15 protein-coding genes are annotated in these 17,232 nt (G+C 50.2%); 9 read left to right on the forward strand and 6 right to left on the reverse strand.

The features are described from left to right. Positions 1 to 19 precede the first annotated feature (19 nt). From parE to nudF, 5 genes are read right to left on the reverse strand one after another with little or no spacing between them, the layout of a single operon-like run. Positions 20 to 1,912, reverse strand: coding sequence for a DNA topoisomerase IV subunit B (parE, locus tag SK34_RS08130; protein ID WP_003024571.1), 1,893 nt, complete (start codon positions 1,910 to 1,912; stop codon positions 20 to 22). Positions 1,913 to 1,940: 28 nt separating this feature from the next. Beyond that, positions 1,941 to 2,522 carry an esterase YqiA gene (gene yqiA / locus SK34_RS08135; protein WP_003024575.1) on the reverse strand — a complete coding sequence of 194 codons (582 nt, stop codon included), beginning with the start codon at positions 2,520 to 2,522 and terminating at the stop codon, positions 1,941 to 1,943. After that, positions 2,522 to 3,349 carry a 3',5'-cyclic-AMP phosphodiesterase gene (gene cpdA, locus SK34_RS08140; protein ID WP_003838143.1) on the reverse strand — a complete coding sequence of 276 codons (828 nt, stop codon included), beginning with the start codon at positions 3,347 to 3,349 and terminating at the stop codon, positions 2,522 to 2,524. Before cpdA ends, yqiA begins: the two co-directional genes overlap by 1 nt. A gap of 24 nt (positions 3,350 to 3,373) precedes the next feature. After that, positions 3,374 to 3,796 carry a DUF1249 family protein gene (locus tag SK34_RS08145; protein ID WP_048232799.1) on the reverse strand — a complete coding sequence of 141 codons (423 nt, stop codon included), beginning with the start codon at positions 3,794 to 3,796 and terminating at the stop codon, positions 3,374 to 3,376. After that, positions 3,793 to 4,425 (reverse strand): ADP-ribose diphosphatase, encoded by a 633-nt coding sequence (nudF, locus tag SK34_RS08150; protein ID WP_003024585.1) that lies wholly within the window; start codon positions 4,423 to 4,425, stop codon positions 3,793 to 3,795. The genes SK34_RS08145 and nudF overlap by 4 nt, the downstream gene beginning before the upstream one ends. A 205-nt stretch (positions 4,426 to 4,630) precedes the next feature. On the opposite strand from nudF, the gene tolC reads away from it, so the two are divergent. From tolC to SK34_RS08165, 3 genes are all read left to right on the forward strand, one after another. After that, positions 4,631 to 6,115 carry an outer membrane channel protein TolC gene (tolC, locus tag SK34_RS08155; protein WP_032937374.1) on the forward strand — a complete coding sequence of 495 codons (1,485 nt, stop codon included), beginning with the start codon at positions 4,631 to 4,633 and terminating at the stop codon, positions 6,113 to 6,115. A gap of 157 nt (positions 6,116 to 6,272) precedes the next feature. Beyond that, complete coding sequence (locus tag SK34_RS08160; protein WP_003024591.1) at positions 6,273 to 6,950, forward strand: DUF1190 family protein; 678 nt, start codon at positions 6,273 to 6,275, stop codon at positions 6,948 to 6,950. A 5-nt stretch (positions 6,951 to 6,955) separates the two neighbouring features. Further along, positions 6,956 to 8,116 carry a glutathionylspermidine synthase family protein gene (locus tag SK34_RS08165; RefSeq protein ID WP_048232800.1) on the forward strand — a complete coding sequence of 387 codons (1,161 nt, stop codon included), beginning with the start codon at positions 6,956 to 6,958 and terminating at the stop codon, positions 8,114 to 8,116. Between the two features lie 82 nt (positions 8,117 to 8,198). On the opposite strand, the gene ygiD is transcribed toward SK34_RS08165, so the two are convergent. Further along, entirely contained in the window at positions 8,199 to 8,990 is a 792-nt protein-coding gene (gene ygiD, locus SK34_RS08170; protein WP_048232802.1) for a 4,5-DOPA-extradiol-dioxygenase, read from the reverse strand. A gap of 147 nt (positions 8,991 to 9,137) precedes the next feature. On the opposite strand from ygiD, the gene zupT reads away from it, so the two are divergent. The 6 genes from zupT to SK34_RS08200 all read left to right on the forward strand — a co-directional run bounded on the left by zupT (position 9,138) and on the right by SK34_RS08200 (position 17,232). Then, complete coding sequence (gene zupT, locus SK34_RS08175; RefSeq protein ID WP_048232804.1) at positions 9,138 to 9,911, forward strand: zinc transporter ZupT; 774 nt, start codon at positions 9,138 to 9,140, stop codon at positions 9,909 to 9,911. A gap of 639 nt (positions 9,912 to 10,550) precedes the next feature. After that, positions 10,551 to 12,347, forward strand: a complete 1,797-nt coding sequence (locus SK34_RS08180) for an aryl-sulfate sulfotransferase (protein ID WP_048232805.1) — start codon at positions 10,551 to 10,553, stop codon at positions 12,345 to 12,347. Between the two features lie 23 nt (positions 12,348 to 12,370). Continuing rightward, on the forward strand, positions 12,371 to 13,039 hold the full coding sequence (locus tag SK34_RS08185; RefSeq protein ID WP_048232806.1) for a thiol:disulfide interchange protein DsbA/DsbL: 669 nt from the start codon (positions 12,371 to 12,373) through the stop codon (positions 13,037 to 13,039). A gap of 14 nt (positions 13,040 to 13,053) precedes the next feature. Beyond that, the gene (gene dsbI / locus SK34_RS08190) at positions 13,054 to 13,725 is read left to right on the forward strand and encodes a protein-disulfide oxidoreductase DsbI (RefSeq protein ID WP_003838131.1); all 672 of its coding nucleotides are present in this window, start codon (positions 13,054 to 13,056) and stop codon (positions 13,723 to 13,725) included. Positions 13,726 to 14,153: 428 nt separating this feature from the next. Continuing rightward, positions 14,154 to 14,717: a fimbrial protein gene (locus SK34_RS08195; protein WP_044713712.1), complete on the forward strand. Its 564-nt coding sequence runs from the start codon at positions 14,154 to 14,156 to the stop codon at positions 14,715 to 14,717. Positions 14,718 to 14,784: 67 nt separating this feature from the next. Continuing rightward, positions 14,785 to 17,232: a fimbria/pilus outer membrane usher protein gene (locus SK34_RS08200; RefSeq protein ID WP_048232808.1), complete on the forward strand. Its 2,448-nt coding sequence runs from the start codon at positions 14,785 to 14,787 to the stop codon at positions 17,230 to 17,232.

Below are 17,232 nucleotides of genomic sequence, written 5' to 3' on the forward strand. Positions count from 1 at the left end.
TCCGGCATTCAACGGTCAATTAGCCTTCGAGATCCGCCAGGTCGCCTTTCTCTTGCAACCAGTTACGACGGTCTTCAGAACGCTTCTTGGCCAGCAGCATATCCATCATTGCGTTGGTGCGCTGATCGTCTTCATCATCGATAATGAGCTGCACCAGGCGACGGGTGTTCGGATCCAGCGTGGTTTCACGAAGCTGCATCGGGTTCATTTCACCCAGTCCTTTAAAGCGCTGCACGTTCGGCTTACCTTTCTTGCGCTTTAACTGCTCCAGTACGCCCGCTTTCTCTTCTTCCGTCAGCGCGTAATACACCTCTTTACCGAGGTCGATACGGTATAACGGCGGCAGCGCCACGTACACGTGACCGTGTTTCACCAGCGTGCGGAAGTGTTTCACAAACAGTGCGCACAGCAGCGTGGCGATGTGCAGACCATCGGAGTCCGCATCCGCCAGGATACAGATCTTACCGTAACGCAACTGGCTCAGATCGTCGCTGTCCGGATCGATACCGATCGCTACCGAAATATCGTGCACTTCCTGAGACGCCAGAACTTCATCAGAAGAGACTTCCCAGGTATTGAGGATCTTACCTTTGAGCGGCATGATCGCCTGATATTCACGATCGCGCGCCTGCTTGGCGGAACCACCTGCGGAGTCACCTTCGACGAGAAACAGTTCGGTGCGGTTAAGATCCTGTGCAGTACAGTCCGCCAGTTTACCCGGCAGCGCCGGACCGCTGGTCAGCTTTTTACGCACCACTTTTTTCGCCGCACGCAGACGACGCTGGGCGCTGGAAATCGCCATCTCAGCCAGCAGTTCGGCTGACTGTACGTTCTGGTTCAGCCACAGGCTGAAGGCATCTTTCACCACGCCAGAAACAAACGCCGCACACTGACGCGAAGAGAGGCGTTCTTTGGTTTGTCCGGCAAACTGCGGATCCTGCATTTTTACCGACAGCACGTAAGCACAGCGATCCCAGATATCTTCCGCCGACAGCTTCACGCCGCGCGGCAAAATATTGCGGTATTCGCAGAACTCGCGCATCGCATCCAGCAGACCCTGACGCAGACCGTTGACGTGCGTCCCGCCCTGCATAGTTGGGATCAGGTTCACATAGCTTTCGGTCAGCAGCTCACCGCCTTCCGGCAGCCAGAGCAGCGCCCAGTCCACCGTCTCCGTCTCACCGCTGAAATTACCGATAAACGGTTTTTCCGGCAGCGTCGGTAGGCCATTCACCGCTTCGCTCAGATAGTCATTCAGACCATCCTGGTAGCACCAGCGCTGTTCGCTGTTGTTGACCTCATCCTTGAAGGTGATTTCAACGCCCGGGCACAGTACCGCTTTGGCTTTCAGTACGTGCGTTAAGCGCGAAACAGAAAAACGCGGGCTGTCAAAGAAGCTTTCATCCGGCCAGAAGTGCACGCTGGTCCCGGTATTGCGTTTGCCGCAGGTACCGACAACCTGTAAATCCTGCACTTTATCGCCATTCTCAAACGCGATGTTGTATACCTGCCCATCGCGGCGTACGTTCACTTCCACACGTTTGGACAGGGCGTTAACAACGGAGATCCCCACACCGTGCAGACCACCGGAGAACTGGTAGTTCTTGTTGGAGAACTTGCCGCCCGCGTGCAGACGACAGAGGATCAGCTCAACCGCCGGAACGCCCTCTTCAGGGTGAATGTCTACTGGCATGCCGCGTCCGTCATCAATGACTTCCAGAGACTGGTCGGCATGTAAGATCACGTCCACGCGTTTCGCGTGGCCCGCCAGTGCTTCATCCACACTGTTATCAATCACTTCCTGTCCAAGATGGTTCGGACGGGTCGTATCGGTGTACATCCCAGGGCGACGGCGTACCGGCTCAAGCCCAGTGAGTACCTCAATGGCATCAGCGTTATAAGTTTGCGTCATGGTTTAAATAAGCAATTCGAATTGATCGTCAGAAACTGTGCAGTCCAAGGAAATCGACAATCGGGTTGAAATAATCTTCGAAGCCCGTGAATGCGTGGTTTCCGCCCTCAATAACTGTCTGACGGCAGGAGGCGTAATACGCCACCGCCTGGCGGTAGTCCAACACTTCATCGCCCGTTTGTTGGAGCAGCCAGATCAAATCCGGCGCTTCCAGCGGGTCAATCTGCATGACTTTAAGATCGTAAATATGGCGTGACTCTAGCACATATTGCTGCCCCGTGTAGGGGTTCTCGTTTTGACCGAGATAGTCGACCAGCAGTTCATAAGGCCGTACAGCAGGGTTCACCACCACTGCCGGCAGCATAAAACATTGCGACAGCCAGGTGGCGTAATAACCACCTAATGAGGAGCCGACAATCCCCAACGACTCTCCGCCATGTTCAAGAATGATCGATTCCAGCATCTCTGCGGCCTGGGCCGGATACGGCGGTAACTGCGGTACGATCATCTCAACGTGCGGATGGTGCTCCGCCAACCAGTTTTTCAGCAAACACGCCTTCGCCGAACGAGGAGAGCTATTAAATCCGTGAAGATAGAGAAGCGTAGACATCAGTAGCCTTCTGAAGCGGTATCAGGGTGGAACCGATTACCCTGCAGACGACGTACCTGAGTCTGCAACGTCCCGTCAGCAAAAAGCTCCAGCGTCCGCCAGCCGGGGCTGATGGTATCCAATGTGAAGTTGGAACAGTGCGGCTTAAACTGCACGCAGGTCGATGGCGTCGCCAGCAGGCGGCGTCCGTTCCAGTCCAGATCCAGTTCCTGATGAATATGCCCGCACAGCAGATACTTCACGCGTGGATAATTCACCAGCACGTTATCCAGCTCAGCGGCATTGCGCAGGCTATGCTGATCGAGCCAGCTACAACCCGCAGGCAGAGGATGATGATGCAGAAGCAGCAAGGTATTACGCTCTGGTGCATCAGCAAGTTTACGCTCCAGCCATTCGAGCTGGAATTCACTTAATTCACCGTGGGGAACGCCGAACACCTGGCTGTCGAGCAACAATATTTGCCACTGCTCACCGATGAAAACACGCTTGGCAGGGGAAATTCCCGCGTCCTGCAGCGCGCTGTACATTGCCGGCTGAAAATCGTGATTGCCCGGTAGCCAAACGCAGGGCGCACGAAAGCTTGCGATGCCCTCAGCAAAATGCTGATAGGCCGCAGCGGATTGATCCTGCGCCAAATCCCCCGTCGCGACGATCAGATCGTACTCAGGCGACTCTGCATGTATGGCATCCAGTACGGATTGATAACTGTCCCAGGTATTCACACCCAGCAGCGTTTCATGCTTTTCGGCAAACAGGTGAGTGTCTGTAATTTGTAAGATCCTGACTCTGGCCTCACCAGCCAAAGGAAGGGTTAACAGGCTTTCCAAATGGTGTCCTTAGGTTTCACGACGCTAATAAACCGGAATCGCCATCGCTCCATGTGCTAAACAGTACCGTAGCCAGTCGGCCAGAAACTGATTAATTTGATGCTTTTCGTCGCGTTGATGCAACTTTTTATTTGGATAATCATACCGCGCTTTGAAGCGAAAGATCTGCTGACTTGAACACACTTCAGCCACCCTCGCGTCATGATACAGGCGCACGGTCAATGACGGCAGGCTCCAGTATGTGACGGCCGGCGCCGTTTGTTCGATCGCGACAAGCGTAGTGTATCGGGTCGATTCAACGATCGTTAACCGATATTGTGCGTTTGCTACCTGATAGCTCACTGTTTCACCGGCTGCATCTTTACGTGGCAGCAGGCGGCGCAATTGCGAATAGTTGGTTTCGCACAGGCGCATCATTTCAGGGAAGTCAGGTGTGTAACGCTTCATTTTTTCCACTCAGTTTTTAACTCTTGATAGTGCAGCTGTAACCATTGCAAGGCGATGACAGAAGCCGCGTTGTCGATTTTCCCCTCTTCTACCCATTGATAAGCCTGCTCCCGGCTCACCACATGAACACGAATATCTTCGTTTTCATCAGCCAGACCATGAATTCCGCTCGCGGTCGTAGCGTCCACTTCGCCAACTAAAATAGACAGGCGCTCACTGGTGCCGCCAGGGCTTGCCAGATAGCTCAGAACGGGTTTCGTACGTTTAACGTCCAGTCCGGCTTCTTCCATCGCTTCACGACGGGCCACATCTTCAACAGTTTCGCCCTCTTCGATCATTCCGGCTACCATTTCCAGTAGCCACGGGCTTTCGCTGGTATCAAACGCCGCGATACGGATCTGCTCGACCAGTACAACTTCGTCCCGCTCAGGGTCAAAGGGTAGCAAGACTGCCGCGTGTCCGCGCTCAAAAATTTCGCGCTTTACCTCACCGCTCATACCACCGTTAAACAAGCGATGGCGGAACCGATAAAGATCCAGTGAAAAAAAACCGCGGTATAGCGTTTCTCGTGCAATAATTTCTACATCATTTTTAGTGAAAGTCATTGGCAAGTTGTCTGGTTTACGCATTGTGCTGTCCTGAAACCAATAGTGATTAAAATGTGAATTTCAAGGTCGTTTGACTGATGTTTGAACGCCCTTGTGTTAAATTGATGCAAATTAACGCCGTATGGCACGTAACGCCAACTTTTTGCAGTGGCGGATTCTGCTAGAATCAGCAAATATTTTTACAATTTGATCAGCGCTAAATACTGCTTCACAACAAGGAATGCAAATGAAGAAATTGCTCCCCATCCTTATCGGCCTGAGCCTGTCGGGGTTCAGTACTTTGAGCCAGGCAGAAAACCTGATGCAGGTTTATCAGCAAGCACGCCTGAGCAACCCGGAATTGCGTAAATCCGCCGCCGATCGCGATGCTGCATTCGAAAAAATTAACGAAGCGCGTAGTCCATTACTGCCGCAACTGGGTTTAGGTGCCGATTACACCTACAGCAATGGCTACCGTGATGCAAACGGCGTCAACTCCAACGCCACCAGCGCGTCATTACAATTGACTCAGACGCTGTTCGACATGTCTAAATGGCGTGCCCTGACGCTGCAAGAAAAATCAGCGGGCATCCAGGACGTAACGTATCAGACCGATCAGCAAACGCTGATCCTGAATACCGCTACGGCCTATTTTAACGTACTGAACGCGATTGATGTGCTGTCTTACACCCAGGCACAGAAAGATGCGGTTTATCGTCAGTTAGATCAGACCACTCAGCGTTTTAACGTTGGTCTGGTCGCCATCACTGACGTGCAGAACGCCCGTTCACAATACGACACCGTGCTGGCGAACGAAGTGACCGCGCGTAACAATCTGGATAACGCGGTAGAACAGCTGCGTCAGGTGACCGGTAACTATTACCCGGAACTGGCTTCGCTGAACGTTGATGGTTTCAAAACCAACAAACCGCAGGCGGTGAATGCGCTACTGAAAGAAGCGGAAAACCGCAACCTGACTTTATTGCAGGCGCGTTTAAGCCAGGATCTGGCGCGTGAGCAGATTCGTCAGGCACAGGACGGTCATCTGCCAACGCTGGACCTGACCGCATCTACAGGCGTGTCTGACACCTCCTACAGCGGGTCGAAAACTCATGGTGGTACTACGGGTAATCAGTATGACGACAGCAACATGGGCCAGAACAAAATCGGTCTGAGCTTCTCGCTGCCGCTGTACCAGGGCGGGATGGTTAACTCACAGGTGAAACAAGCGCAGTACAACTTTGTTGGCGCGAGTGAACAACTGGAAAGCGCACACCGTAGCGTGGTGCAGACCGTTCGTTCTTCATTCAACAACATTAATGCTTCTATTAGTAGCATTAACGCGTACAAACAAGCGGTTGTCTCTGCTCAAAGCTCATTGGATGCGATGGAAGCCGGTTATTCCGTAGGTACACGTACCATTGTGGATGTGTTGGATGCCACCACCACGCTATACAATGCCAAGCAGCAACTGGCAAATGCGCGTTATACCTATCTTATCAATCAGTTAAACGTCAAATCTGCGCTCGGCACGCTGAACGAGCAGGATTTGGTGGCACTGAACAATACGCTGGGTAAACCGGTATCCACAACACCGGATACCGTAGCGCCGCAAAATCCACAACAAGATGCCGCAGTGAATGACTTTAACGGCACTGGCAATTTGCCTGCGGCTCAGCCGACAGCAGCACGTTCAACCAGCAGCAACGGCAACAACCCGTTCCGTAACTGATGCTGATGACGGGGCTTCGGCCCCGTCTGAACGTAAGACAACGTAAAGATCCGCCCCTTCCTGCGCATTCTCGCCTCTTCCCGCTTCAATTTCGACCAGTCATCCTCTATCCTGAGCATTATTTACTGTGTTTACCACTGGGTCCTGGAAGACAAAAATGAAACGGACAAAATCGATACATCACGCCTCGTTCCGCAAAAGCTGGAGCGCGCGCCATCTGACTCCTGTCGCCCTGGCAGTTACCGCAGTGTTTATGCTCGCGGGCTGTGAAAAGAGTGACGAAACGGTTTCGCTTTATCAGAACGCTGACGATTGCTCTGCAGCGAATCCAGGTAAAAGCGCCGAATGTACTACCGCGTTTAACAATGCGCTGAAAGAAGCTGAACGTACCGCACCAAAATACGCCACTCGTGAAGACTGTATCGCTGAATTCGGCGAAGGCCAGTGCCAGCAGGCTCCTGCGCAAGCAGGTATGGCGCCGACCGGTGAAGGTCAGGCTCAGGCGCAGAATCAAAGCAGCGGCAGCTTCTGGATGCCACTGATGGCAGGCTACATGATGGGCCGACTGATGGGTGGCGGAATGGGCGCTCAGCAACCGCTGTTTAGCTCGAAAAACCCGGCCAGCCCGGCTTACGGCAAATACACAGATGCCAGCGGTAAAAACTACGGCGCAGCAACGCCGGGTCGCACCATGACCGTACCGAAAACCGCTATGGCACCGAAACCAGCCACCACCTCTACCGTAACCCGCGGCGGATTTGGTGAGTCTGTGGCCAAACAGAGCACCATGCAGCGTAGCGCAAGCGGCACCACCACACGTTCAATGGGTGGCTGATCGTCATGGAAAGAGTCAGTATTGTTGAGCGCCCGGACTGGCGCGATAAAGCCACCGAATACGGTTTTAATTTTCACACTATGTACGGCGAGCCGTACTGGTGTGAAGACGCGTACTACAAACTCACCCTTGCTCAGGTTGAAAAGCTGGAAGAGGTCACCGCAGAGCTGCATCAAATGTGCCTCAAAGTGGTGGAAAAGGTCATTGCCAGCGATGAGCTGATGACCAAGTTTCGCATTCCGAAGCATACCTGGGGTTTTGTCCGCCAGTCCTGGCTGACACAGCAACCGTCGCTCTATTCACGTCTCGATCTGGCGTGGGATGGAACCGGTGAACCCAAACTGCTGGAAAACAACGCTGATACGCCAACCTCGCTGTACGAAGCCGCGTTTTTCCAGTGGATCTGGCTGGAAGATCAGCTCAATGCGGGCAACCTGCCGGAAGGCAGCGATCAGTTCAACAGTCTGCAGGAAAAGCTTATCGAGCGTTTCACCGAGCTGCGTGAACGGTATGGTTTTCAACTGCTACATCTGACCTGCTGTCGTGATACGGTGGAAGATCGCGGTACGATCCAGTATCTGCAGGATTGCGCGGCCGAAGCTGAGATCGCTACAGAATTCCTCTATGTAGAAGATATTGGTCTTGGTGAAAAAGGCCAATTCACCGATATGCAGGATCAGGTGATCGCTAACCTGTTCAAGCTCTATCCGTGGGAATTCATGCTGCGTGAAATGTTCTCCACCAAGCTGGAAGATGCTGGCGTTCGCTGGCTGGAACCCGCCTGGAAGAGCATTATTTCCAACAAAGCACTGTTACCGCTGTTATGGGAAATGTTCCCGAATCATCCGAACCTGCTGCCAGCGTATTTCGCCGAAGACGACTACCCACAGATGGATAAATTCGTTGTCAAACCGATCTTCTCGCGTGAAGGCGCTAACGTGTCGATCGTTGAGAACGGTAAAACGATCGAAGCGGTGGAAGGACCGTACGGTGAAGAAGGCATGATCGTGCAGCAGTTCCATCAGCTACCGAAGTTTGGCGACAGCTATATGCTGATTGGCAGTTGGCTGATCAACGATCAACCCGCAGGGATCGGCATTCGTGAAGACCGCGCGTTGATCACGCAGGATCTGTCACGTTTCTATCCGCATATTTTTGTCGAATGATTGAGAGTGCCGGGTGGCGGCTCCGCCTTACCCGGCCTACGGCACGAACTTAATGCCCGATAAGCGTAGCGCCATCGGGCGTTCATAACCCAACCTGCACCGACAACATACTTAAACTTCCCATCTCGATACCATCTACAGGGATCGTAACAGACTCTTTACCATCCCATGCCCCGAGAACATACAGCAGCGGCAGATAGTGATCTGGCGTCGGGTTCGACAACGATCCACCTTCATGATCGAGATAGTTCACCAGCGGGTGCTGCTCAACCGGTCCCTGCCAGGTCAGGTTAGCCTTAACATAATCATTGAATGAGGTTGCCCACGGATATGGCGTGTTCTCACCGTGCCAACGCGCAGTACGCAGGTTATGCACCACGTTACCACTGGCCACCAGCATAATACCCTCATCACGCAGTGCCGCCAGCTTGCGGCCCATCTCAAAATGCCAGGCCGCCGGTTTTGTACTATCGATGCTTAACTGCACCATCGGGATGTCGGCATTCGGGTACATCTTGATCAGTACGCCCCAGGAACCGTGGTCAAAACCCCACGCCTCTTTGTCTAACGCGACGGGTACAGGAGCAAGTAAATCAACCAGGTGCTGCGCCAGTTCAGGCGAACCTGGCGCTGGGTAATGGGTGTCATACAGCGCTTGCGGAAAACCGCCGAAATCGTGGATCGTTTTAGGCGCTTCCATCGCTGTCACACCCGTTCCACGGGTGAACCAGTGCGCCGAGACCACCACAATGGCTTTCGGACGCGGCAACGTTTCCCCCAGTTGCTGCCAGGCACGGGTATAAACGTTATCTTCCAGAACATTCATCGGGCTACCGTGGCCCAAAAACAATGCTGGCATACGAGTTGAAGACATGATGATATCCTTACTGAGGGAGTCATTTTGATACCATTACAATACGCTTATTCGGTTGATGAAGAACTCAGATAACCATGATGAAGATCATCAGTTATTTTGACGATCCAGTCCGGAAAGCAGATTGATAAGGAGTTTTATTTGTCGATGTCAGTACCTTTACTTCTGACTTTACTGGCAGGTGCCGCCACGTTTATCGGCGCATTTCTCGGCGTGTTAGGGCAAAAGCCTTCCAACCGCGTTCTCGCCTTTTCTTTAGGCTTCGCTGCCGGGATTATGCTACTGATCTCTCTAATGGAAATGCTACCTGCTGCGCTGGCCGCTGAAGGCATGTCGCCAGTGCTAGGCTACGGAATGTTTATCGTCGGCTTGCTGGGCTACTTTGGCCTGGACCGTCTATTGCCGCACGCGCACCCTCAGGATCTGGTACAAAAAACAACGCAGCCTCTACCCGGATCCATTAAACGCACCGCGATTTTATTAACGCTCGGCATCAGCCTGCACAATTTTCCGGAAGGGATTGCGACGTTTGTTACCGCCAGCAGCAACCTCGAGCTGGGCTTTGGTATTGCGCTTGCCGTCGCATTACACAATATTCCAGAAGGATTAGCCGTTGCAGGTCCGGTCTATGCAGCAACGGGCTCCAAACGTACGGCGATATTCTGGGCCGGGATCTCGGGCATGGCAGAAATACTGGGCGGCGTACTGGCGTGGTTAATTCTGGGGAGTCTCATCTCGCCTGTGGTGATGGCGGCAATAATGGCGGCAGTCGCGGGTATTATGGTGGCGCTGTCAGTCGATGAATTGATGCCACTGGCAAAAGAGATCGACCCAAATAATAATCCCAGCTATGGGGTTCTGTGCGGAATGTCGGTGATGGGGTTAAGTCTCGTCATCCTCCAGTCCATGGGAGTCGGATAATCCAGAGGGCGGATGCCACCCTGCTATTTTACAGCATCCGCTCATCCATAGCAGAACGTGAAGGACTATTCCTGTTCCTTAATCACGCTGTTATCTTCACCAGAACGTCGGAAGAGTTTGTTTCGCGCCTCAAGCAATGCGTCTCTGTCTTGTCGGAATGCCCGACAATAACGCTTCATATGGCAATAATAACCCAATGCAACGAGTGCAATTAATACGATCCAATACCAGGCAATAAACATTCTTTTACCCTTAACATTTAACATCATTAAACATTTAACGTTAAAATTTTACATAAACTTATTCTGACATACCCCTATAGTGGCATATTTCAGAAACAAATATATGATTTCGATCATATAAACCAGCAGCTATGCCAATAGCTAAAACAGTTATAAAAAATAAAACTCTGTCGACGAGATCACACTAAGCAATAATAAACATTGTCCTTAAAATACCTCACTCATACTATCCAGAAAACAATAAAAATTAGATTTTGTAGAATAATACACTTCATCAATATTTATATACCCACAATAAAAGTGACATCAGTAGTACCATTTTCATTTTTAGCCATATCGTAAAAACATAATATATTCAGTGAAATTATATTTAAAGTTAATATAAGGAGATATATCCATGTTTAGACAATACCGAAAAACACTTCTCGCTGGCACACTCGCACTGACGTTTGGATTAACCGCTGGAAATTCGTTTGCCGCAGGTTTTCAACCCGCTCAACCTGCGGGAAAACTGGGGGCAATAGTGGTTGACCCATACGGAAACGCCCCGCTTACCGCACTGGTTGAATTAGATAGTCACGTTATTTCAGATGTCAAAGTCACCGTTCATGGTAAAGGTGAAAAAGGGATTCCTGTGACATATGCCGTGGGCAAAGAGTCACTCGCTACCTACGATGGCATACCTATTTTTGGCCTTTATCAAAAGTTTGCCAATAAGGTCACCGTTGAATATAAAGAAAATGGCAAAGCCATGAAGGATGATTATGTGGTGCAAACGTCCGCCATCGTTAATCACTACATGGATAACCGTTCTATTTCCGATTTACAGCAAACGAAAGTTATTAAGGTAGCGCCTGGCTTTGAAGACCGTCTCTATCTGGTGAATACCCATACTTTCACCCCACAGGGGGCAGAATTCCACTGGCATGGGGAAAAAGACAAAAATGCCGGCATCCTGGATGCAGGTCCAGCCGGTGGCGCATTACCTTTTGATATCGCACCCTTTACCTTTGTCGTCGATACGGAAGGTGAATACCGCTGGTGGCTGGATCAAGATACCTTTTACGATGGCCATGACATGGATATCAATAAGCGCGGTTACTTGATGGGTATCCGGGAAACACCGCGCGGCACCTTCACAGCCGTTCAGGGTCAGCATTGGTACGAATTCGATATGATGGGGCAGATTCTGGCCGATCATAAGCTACCGCGCGGCTTCCTCGACGCGTCGCATGAATCGATCGAAACAATCAACGACACCGTGTTGCTTCGCGTGGGCAAACGCGATTATCGCAAAGAAGATGGCATCCATGTGCAAACCATCCGCGATCAGATAATTGAAGTAGACAAGTCCGGTCGTGTGGTTGATGTGTGGGATCTGACAAAGATACTCGATCCGATGCGTGATGCGCTTCTGGGTGCACTGGACGCAGGCGCGGTATGCGTCAACGTTGACCTCGCTCATGCCGGTCAACAGGCGAAACTGGAGCCAGATACTCCTTACGGTGACGCCCTCGGAGTGGGTGCAGGTCGTAACTGGGCGCACGTTAACTCCATTGCCTATGATGCCAAAGATGACTCCATTATTATCTCTTCCCGCCATCAGGGTGTTGTCAAAATCGGTCGCGATAAACAGGTGAAGTGGATTCTGGCACCGTCTAAAGGCTGGAATAAAGCGCTGGCAAGCAAGCTGTTAAAACCGGTTGATGATAAGGGCAACGCGCTAAAATGTGACGAAAACGGTAAGTGCGAGAATACTGATTTCGATTTTACCTACACCCAACACACCGCATGGCTCTCGAGCAAAGGGACATTAACCATCTTTGACAACGGCGATGGTCGTGGGCTCGAACAACCGGCATTGCCGACGATGAAATATTCCCGTTTCGTCGAATATAAAGTTGACGAGAAAAAAGGAACCGTTCAGCAAATTTGGGAATACGGAAAAGAACGCGGCTACGATTTCTATAGTCCCATCACCTCGGTTATCGAATATCAGAAAGACCGTGACACCATGTTTGGCTTTGGTGGCTCAATTAATTTATTTGACGTTGGACAACCAACCATCGGCAAAATCAACGAAATTGACTATAAGACCAAAGAAGTCAAAGTCGAAATTGATGTCCTTTCAGATAAGCCAAACCAAACGCACTACCGCGCATTACTGGTTCACCCACAACAAATGTTTAAATAATATCGTTAGATTAAGGATTAATTATGTCATCTAAATGGATTACTTCATTATTTAAAAGCGTGGTATTAACCGCCGCACTTGCCTCGTCGTTTGCCGCCTCCGCTTTTACAGAAGGCACTGATTATATGGTTTTAGAGAAACCGATTCCTAATGCTGATAAGACGTTAATAAAAGTATTCAGCTACGCCTGTCCGTTCTGTTACAAATATGATAAAGCCGTGACTGGCCCGGTTTCTGAAAAAGTTGCCGATCTCGTCACCTTCACACCATTTCATCTGGAAACCAAAGGGGAATATGGTAAACAGGCCAGTGAAGTTTTTGCAGTAATGATTGCTAAAGATCAGGCAGCAGGGATTTCATTATTTGATGCCAAATCACAGTTCAAAAAAGCGAAATTCGCTTATTACGCTGGTTACCACGACAAGAAAGAGCGCTGGTCAGATGGTAAAGATCCGGCCGCATTCATTAAAACAGGCCTGGATGCTGCAGGCATGAGCCAGGCAGATTTTGACGCCGCGCTGCAAGATCCCACCGTTCAGCAAACGCTGGAGAAATGGAAAGCGGCATACGACGTCGCCAAAATTCAGGGGGTTCCGGCTTACGTCGTTAACGGTAAATACCTGATCTACACCAAGAGTATCAAATCCATTGACTCCATGGCTGAGCTTGTCAGAGAGCTGGCAACAAAATAAACAGGGACGAGGCTATGGTTTTCATAAAAGGATTGTGGCGGGACTTACGTACCACGCCGGTTGATACGCTGGTGAGATGGCAGGAACGGCGCTTTCTGTGGCTACTGATGGCCTGCGCGATGGGCGGGTTAATAATATTGGCCCACTCGTTTTTCCAAATCTATCTCTATATGGCCCCCTGCGAGCAGTGTGTCTACATTCGCTTTGCCATGTTTGTGATGGTTTTCGGTGGATTGATCGCGGCAATAAACCCTAAAAATGTTGTTCTGAAGCTTATTGGCTGCATTGCGGCATTTTACGGCAGCATCATGGGCATTAAGTTCTCGCTCAAACTCAATGATATTCATCATGCGGTACATAGCCCGGATTCGCTGTTTGGCGTCCAGGGGTGTTCCACCGATCCGACATTCCCTTTCAATTTGCCGCTGGCAAACTGGGCTCCGGAGTGGTTTAAACCCACTGGAGATTGCGGCTATGATGCCCCCATAGTGCCTGATGGCGTGGCACTCAGCAGTACGCAAAAGTGGTTTATCGATCTATACCAACAGTCTGAAGGCTGGTATCTGCTTCCACCGTGGCAATTTATGAACATGGCGCAGGCATGCCTGCTAGCCTTTGGCTTATGTTTATTGCTGTTGGTGATAATGAGCGGCGCATGGGCATTGAAACTGGCCAGGGCCAAATAACCTGAATGGAAAAATCAAAGCAGAAGTCTGTATTCAGATTTCTGCTTTTTTTACGATGGTTATACAATCCTATCGCTGGATTCCCTTCGGTTCAAATCATACAAAACGCAAATTATTTGGCGCAAACAATAATAAATCAATATTTATATATTCTGATTTGCAGAAAAAAAACTCATCTAAATCACAGTTTTACAATAACCACCTTAGAGTCAACACCACGAAAAACAATAATAAAACACCATTCATTCTCTCATCAAATGCAATGCAAATTGCAATATCGAAATATATATACGCCAAACTTAATCAATACCGGGTCAAATTCCGAATATCACGCAAAAACAAAATATTCTGGTGATATAATATTTTAAAAAACCTATTATTTCGACTTAAGCATAAAGGATATTGTATATTACTAAAGGAATGATTGTATGAAACTAGGCAAAGAAACGTTATTAGCCGTGGCTATCGCCACATTAACTACCACCAGTGCCTTCGCCGATGTTGACGGTGGTAGCGGCAAAATAACCTTCACGGGTACCATTATTAATGCCCCTTGCGCCATTGAACCTGACGATATTGACAAGCAGGTTGAGCTGGGTGAAGTTCCTGCCAGCTATATCAATACTAACGGACATTCTGATGCGGTTGACTCCAGCCTTCACTTAGTCAATTGCGATCTGCCACACTCAAATAATGGCAGCGATGTACCTGTGTCCAAAGTTGATGTCACATTTAACAGTGACAGCGTTACAGCTGAAGATACCAGCCTGCTTAGCAATACTTTTGCCAGTGGTGCAACAAATGTTGGCGTACGCCTTCTGGACAAAACAAGCACGAAGATTACTCTGGGGACCGCAAAAACCATTGATCTAAGTGCAGGATCAGCGACTCAAATCCTTCCATTCCAAGCCTATATGGAAAAAATTGGCGCAACGGATGTCACCGTGGGCGCTGTCGCCGCGACGGCAACCTACAGACTTACCTATAAGTAGTCACATAATGGTGGCCGGATGGCCACCCTATAACACTTGCAACGCTTGGGTATAGGTAAGGATTGCCATGAATACCTGCAAGGTCGTGGCCTATGGATGTGGGCTACTGTTGTCATTTTCCACTCTGGCCGTCGAATTCAACCTGAATGTACTGGATAAATCCATGCGTAGCAGTGTGGATCTCTCACTACTAAAAGATGATCTCTCAATTGCCCCTGGGAACTACTTTGTCACAATTGCTGTGAATAAAAACCAAATCTCCTCTGGCCGCCAACTGAGCTGGGGGAAAAAAGGTGAAGGTGTTGCAGTCTGTATTCCTACCGATCTTGCCGAGCAATTGGGGTTAAAAGAGAAAATTTTACGTTCCCTGCCAATGCAGAACAATTGCGTAGATTTCACCGCATACGCCGACATTGCGTTTACGCTAGACATTGCGAATCAACACCTGGATATTAGTATTCCGCAAGTATTAATGGCATGGAAATCAGAGAGCTGGATGCCGCCATCCACCTGGGATCACGGCGTAAATGGCTTGCTCTTCGACTACAACTTATTTGCCAGCACTTATCGCCCCGATCAGGGCGCAAGTACAGAAAATATAAACTCATACGGTACTTCGGGTCTGAATATGGGCGCGTGGCGCTTACGTAGCGATTACCAAATCAGTCAGAACCGCAATGAAAAAAACACCCAAACGACACGGAGCATTTCGCGTACCTATCTTTTTCGCCCTCTCCCTTCTCTGGGCGCCAAACTCACACTGGGAGAAACTGATCTAAGTTCCAATATCTTCGACGGTTTTTCCTATAATGGCGCTGCACTGGCAAGCGACGATCGCATGCTGCCGTGGGAATTACGTGGCTATGCCCCACAAATCAGCGGTCTCGCACAAACCAATGCAACCGTCACCGTCAGCCACTCCGGTCGCGTTATTTATCAAACAAAGGTTGCCCCTGGCCCCTTTGTCATTACCGATCTCAACCAATCGGTACAGGGTACGCTAGATGTTAAAATCACCGAGGAAGATGGCAGAACCAATACATTTCAGGTTTCTGCAGCATCCACGCCCTTCTTGACCCGCGAGGGGCAGGTCCGTTACAAAATCGCGGCAGGCCGTGCACGTCCGGACATCTCGCATTATGTGATCGATGAGACCTTTGCCAGTGGAGAAGCCTCGTGGGGAATATTGTCCAATACCTCGCTGTATGGCGGGATCCTCGCAGGAGGCAGCGATTATCGCTCTGCGGCACTCGGCATTGGGCAGAATATGCTATGGCTGGGCGCACTTTCATTTGACGTTACACGTGCCAGCAGCACTTTCGATGATGGTCATCAAGAAAACGGTCTCAGTTACCGACTGAACTACAGCAAACGCTTTGATGCGACAAACAGCCAGATTTCACTTGCGGCATATCGTTTCTCCGAACGTGAATTTCATAGCTATGCCAACTTTATCGCCCATCAGTACAACAATGCTGATACGCAGGACGAAAAGCAGACCGTTAGCATCTCCTTCAACCAGCCGATTGACCCTCTACGGATGAATTTGTACGTCAGCGCACTACGCCAGCAATGGTGGGATGGCGACAGCTCTACTACCGCATCCGTAACTGCCGGATTTAATTTCGATATCGGTGACTGGAAAGGTTTATCAGTATCTACATCCTTCAGCACAACGCATTACGAAGAGAGTGATAACGATAAGCAGATTTACGTTTCGTTCTCCGTTCCCTTCGACTTTGGTCGGCGGTTGAATTACGACATGCGCAATAGCAGCAACACCACTAACACTCTCTCATGGAATGATTCCTCCGATCCCCGTAATACCTGGGGCGTTTCCGCAGGAACCGCCACCGACAAGCCAGATAACGGCGCGCAATTCAGGGGCAACTACCAGCATACTACCCCTGCGGGCGAACTACAGTTCTCCGGAAGCTATGCTGCCAGCGACTACACCTCTGTCAGCGCCAGTTGGAGCGGTTCAATGACAGCCACGGGCAAAGGTATTGCCTTGCATCGTCGCAGTTTTGGTAATGAACCTCGAGTTATGATCGGTACAGATGGCGTGGCCGATATACCTGTTCAGGGAGATAGCAATCGCACCAACCGCCTCGGCTATGCGGTTGTACCGATGATATCCAGTTATCAACCCTCAACCATCGCCGTCAACATGAACGATCTCCCTGACGGCGTTACCGTTGATGAAACGATCACCCGCCAAACCTGGACGGAAGGAGCTATCGGTTACAAAGCGCTGATATCCCGTGCAGGCAAAAATATTACCGTCGCCATCAGAATGGAAAATGGAGACTACCCGCCACTTGGCGCGATCGTTCGGCATATTGCCAGCAATACCGAAGTAGGAATGGTCAGTGAAGAAGGTCATGCCTGGCTTGGTGGTGTCGACAGTGGGCAACACTTTACAGTTCAATGGGGTGATAAAAAGACATGCACCTTCGCATTACCAGACACATTGGATATCACCACGCAAAACCTTATTTTACCTTGTCATTAA

The organism is Citrobacter sp. MGH104, assembly GCF_001034485.1.
Taxonomy (GTDB): domain Bacteria; phylum Pseudomonadota; class Gammaproteobacteria; order Enterobacterales; family Enterobacteriaceae; genus Citrobacter; species Citrobacter freundii.

Coding starts and splice junctions, on each gene's coding strand:
- parE (WP_003024571.1), bottom strand. CDS start 1,912: ATGACGCAAACTTATAACGCTGATGCCATTGAGGTACTCACTGGGCTT.
- yqiA (WP_003024575.1), bottom strand. CDS start 2,522: ATGTCTACGCTTCTCTATCTTCACGGATTTAATAGCTCTCCTCGTTCG.
- SK34_RS08145 (WP_048232799.1), bottom strand. CDS start 3,796: ATGAAGCGTTACACACCTGACTTCCCTGAAATGATGCGCCTGTGCGAA.
- nudF (WP_003024585.1), bottom strand. CDS start 4,425: ATGCGTAAACCAGACAACTTGCCAATGACTTTCACTAAAAATGATGTA.
- tolC (WP_032937374.1), top strand. CDS start 4,631: ATGAAGAAATTGCTCCCCATCCTTATCGGCCTGAGCCTGTCGGGGTTC.
- SK34_RS08160 (WP_003024591.1), top strand. CDS start 6,273: ATGAAACGGACAAAATCGATACATCACGCCTCGTTCCGCAAAAGCTGG.
- SK34_RS08165 (WP_048232800.1), top strand. CDS start 6,956: ATGGAAAGAGTCAGTATTGTTGAGCGCCCGGACTGGCGCGATAAAGCC.
- ygiD (WP_048232802.1), bottom strand. CDS start 8,990: ATGTCTTCAACTCGTATGCCAGCATTGTTTTTGGGCCACGGTAGCCCG.
- zupT (WP_048232804.1), top strand. CDS start 9,138: ATGTCAGTACCTTTACTTCTGACTTTACTGGCAGGTGCCGCCACGTTT.
- SK34_RS08180 (WP_048232805.1), top strand. CDS start 10,551: ATGTTTAGACAATACCGAAAAACACTTCTCGCTGGCACACTCGCACTG.
- SK34_RS08185 (WP_048232806.1), top strand. CDS start 12,371: ATGTCATCTAAATGGATTACTTCATTATTTAAAAGCGTGGTATTAACC.
- dsbI (WP_003838131.1), top strand. CDS start 13,054: ATGGTTTTCATAAAAGGATTGTGGCGGGACTTACGTACCACGCCGGTT.
- SK34_RS08195 (WP_044713712.1), top strand. CDS start 14,154: ATGAAACTAGGCAAAGAAACGTTATTAGCCGTGGCTATCGCCACATTA.
- SK34_RS08200 (WP_048232808.1), top strand. CDS start 14,785: ATGAATACCTGCAAGGTCGTGGCCTATGGATGTGGGCTACTGTTGTCA.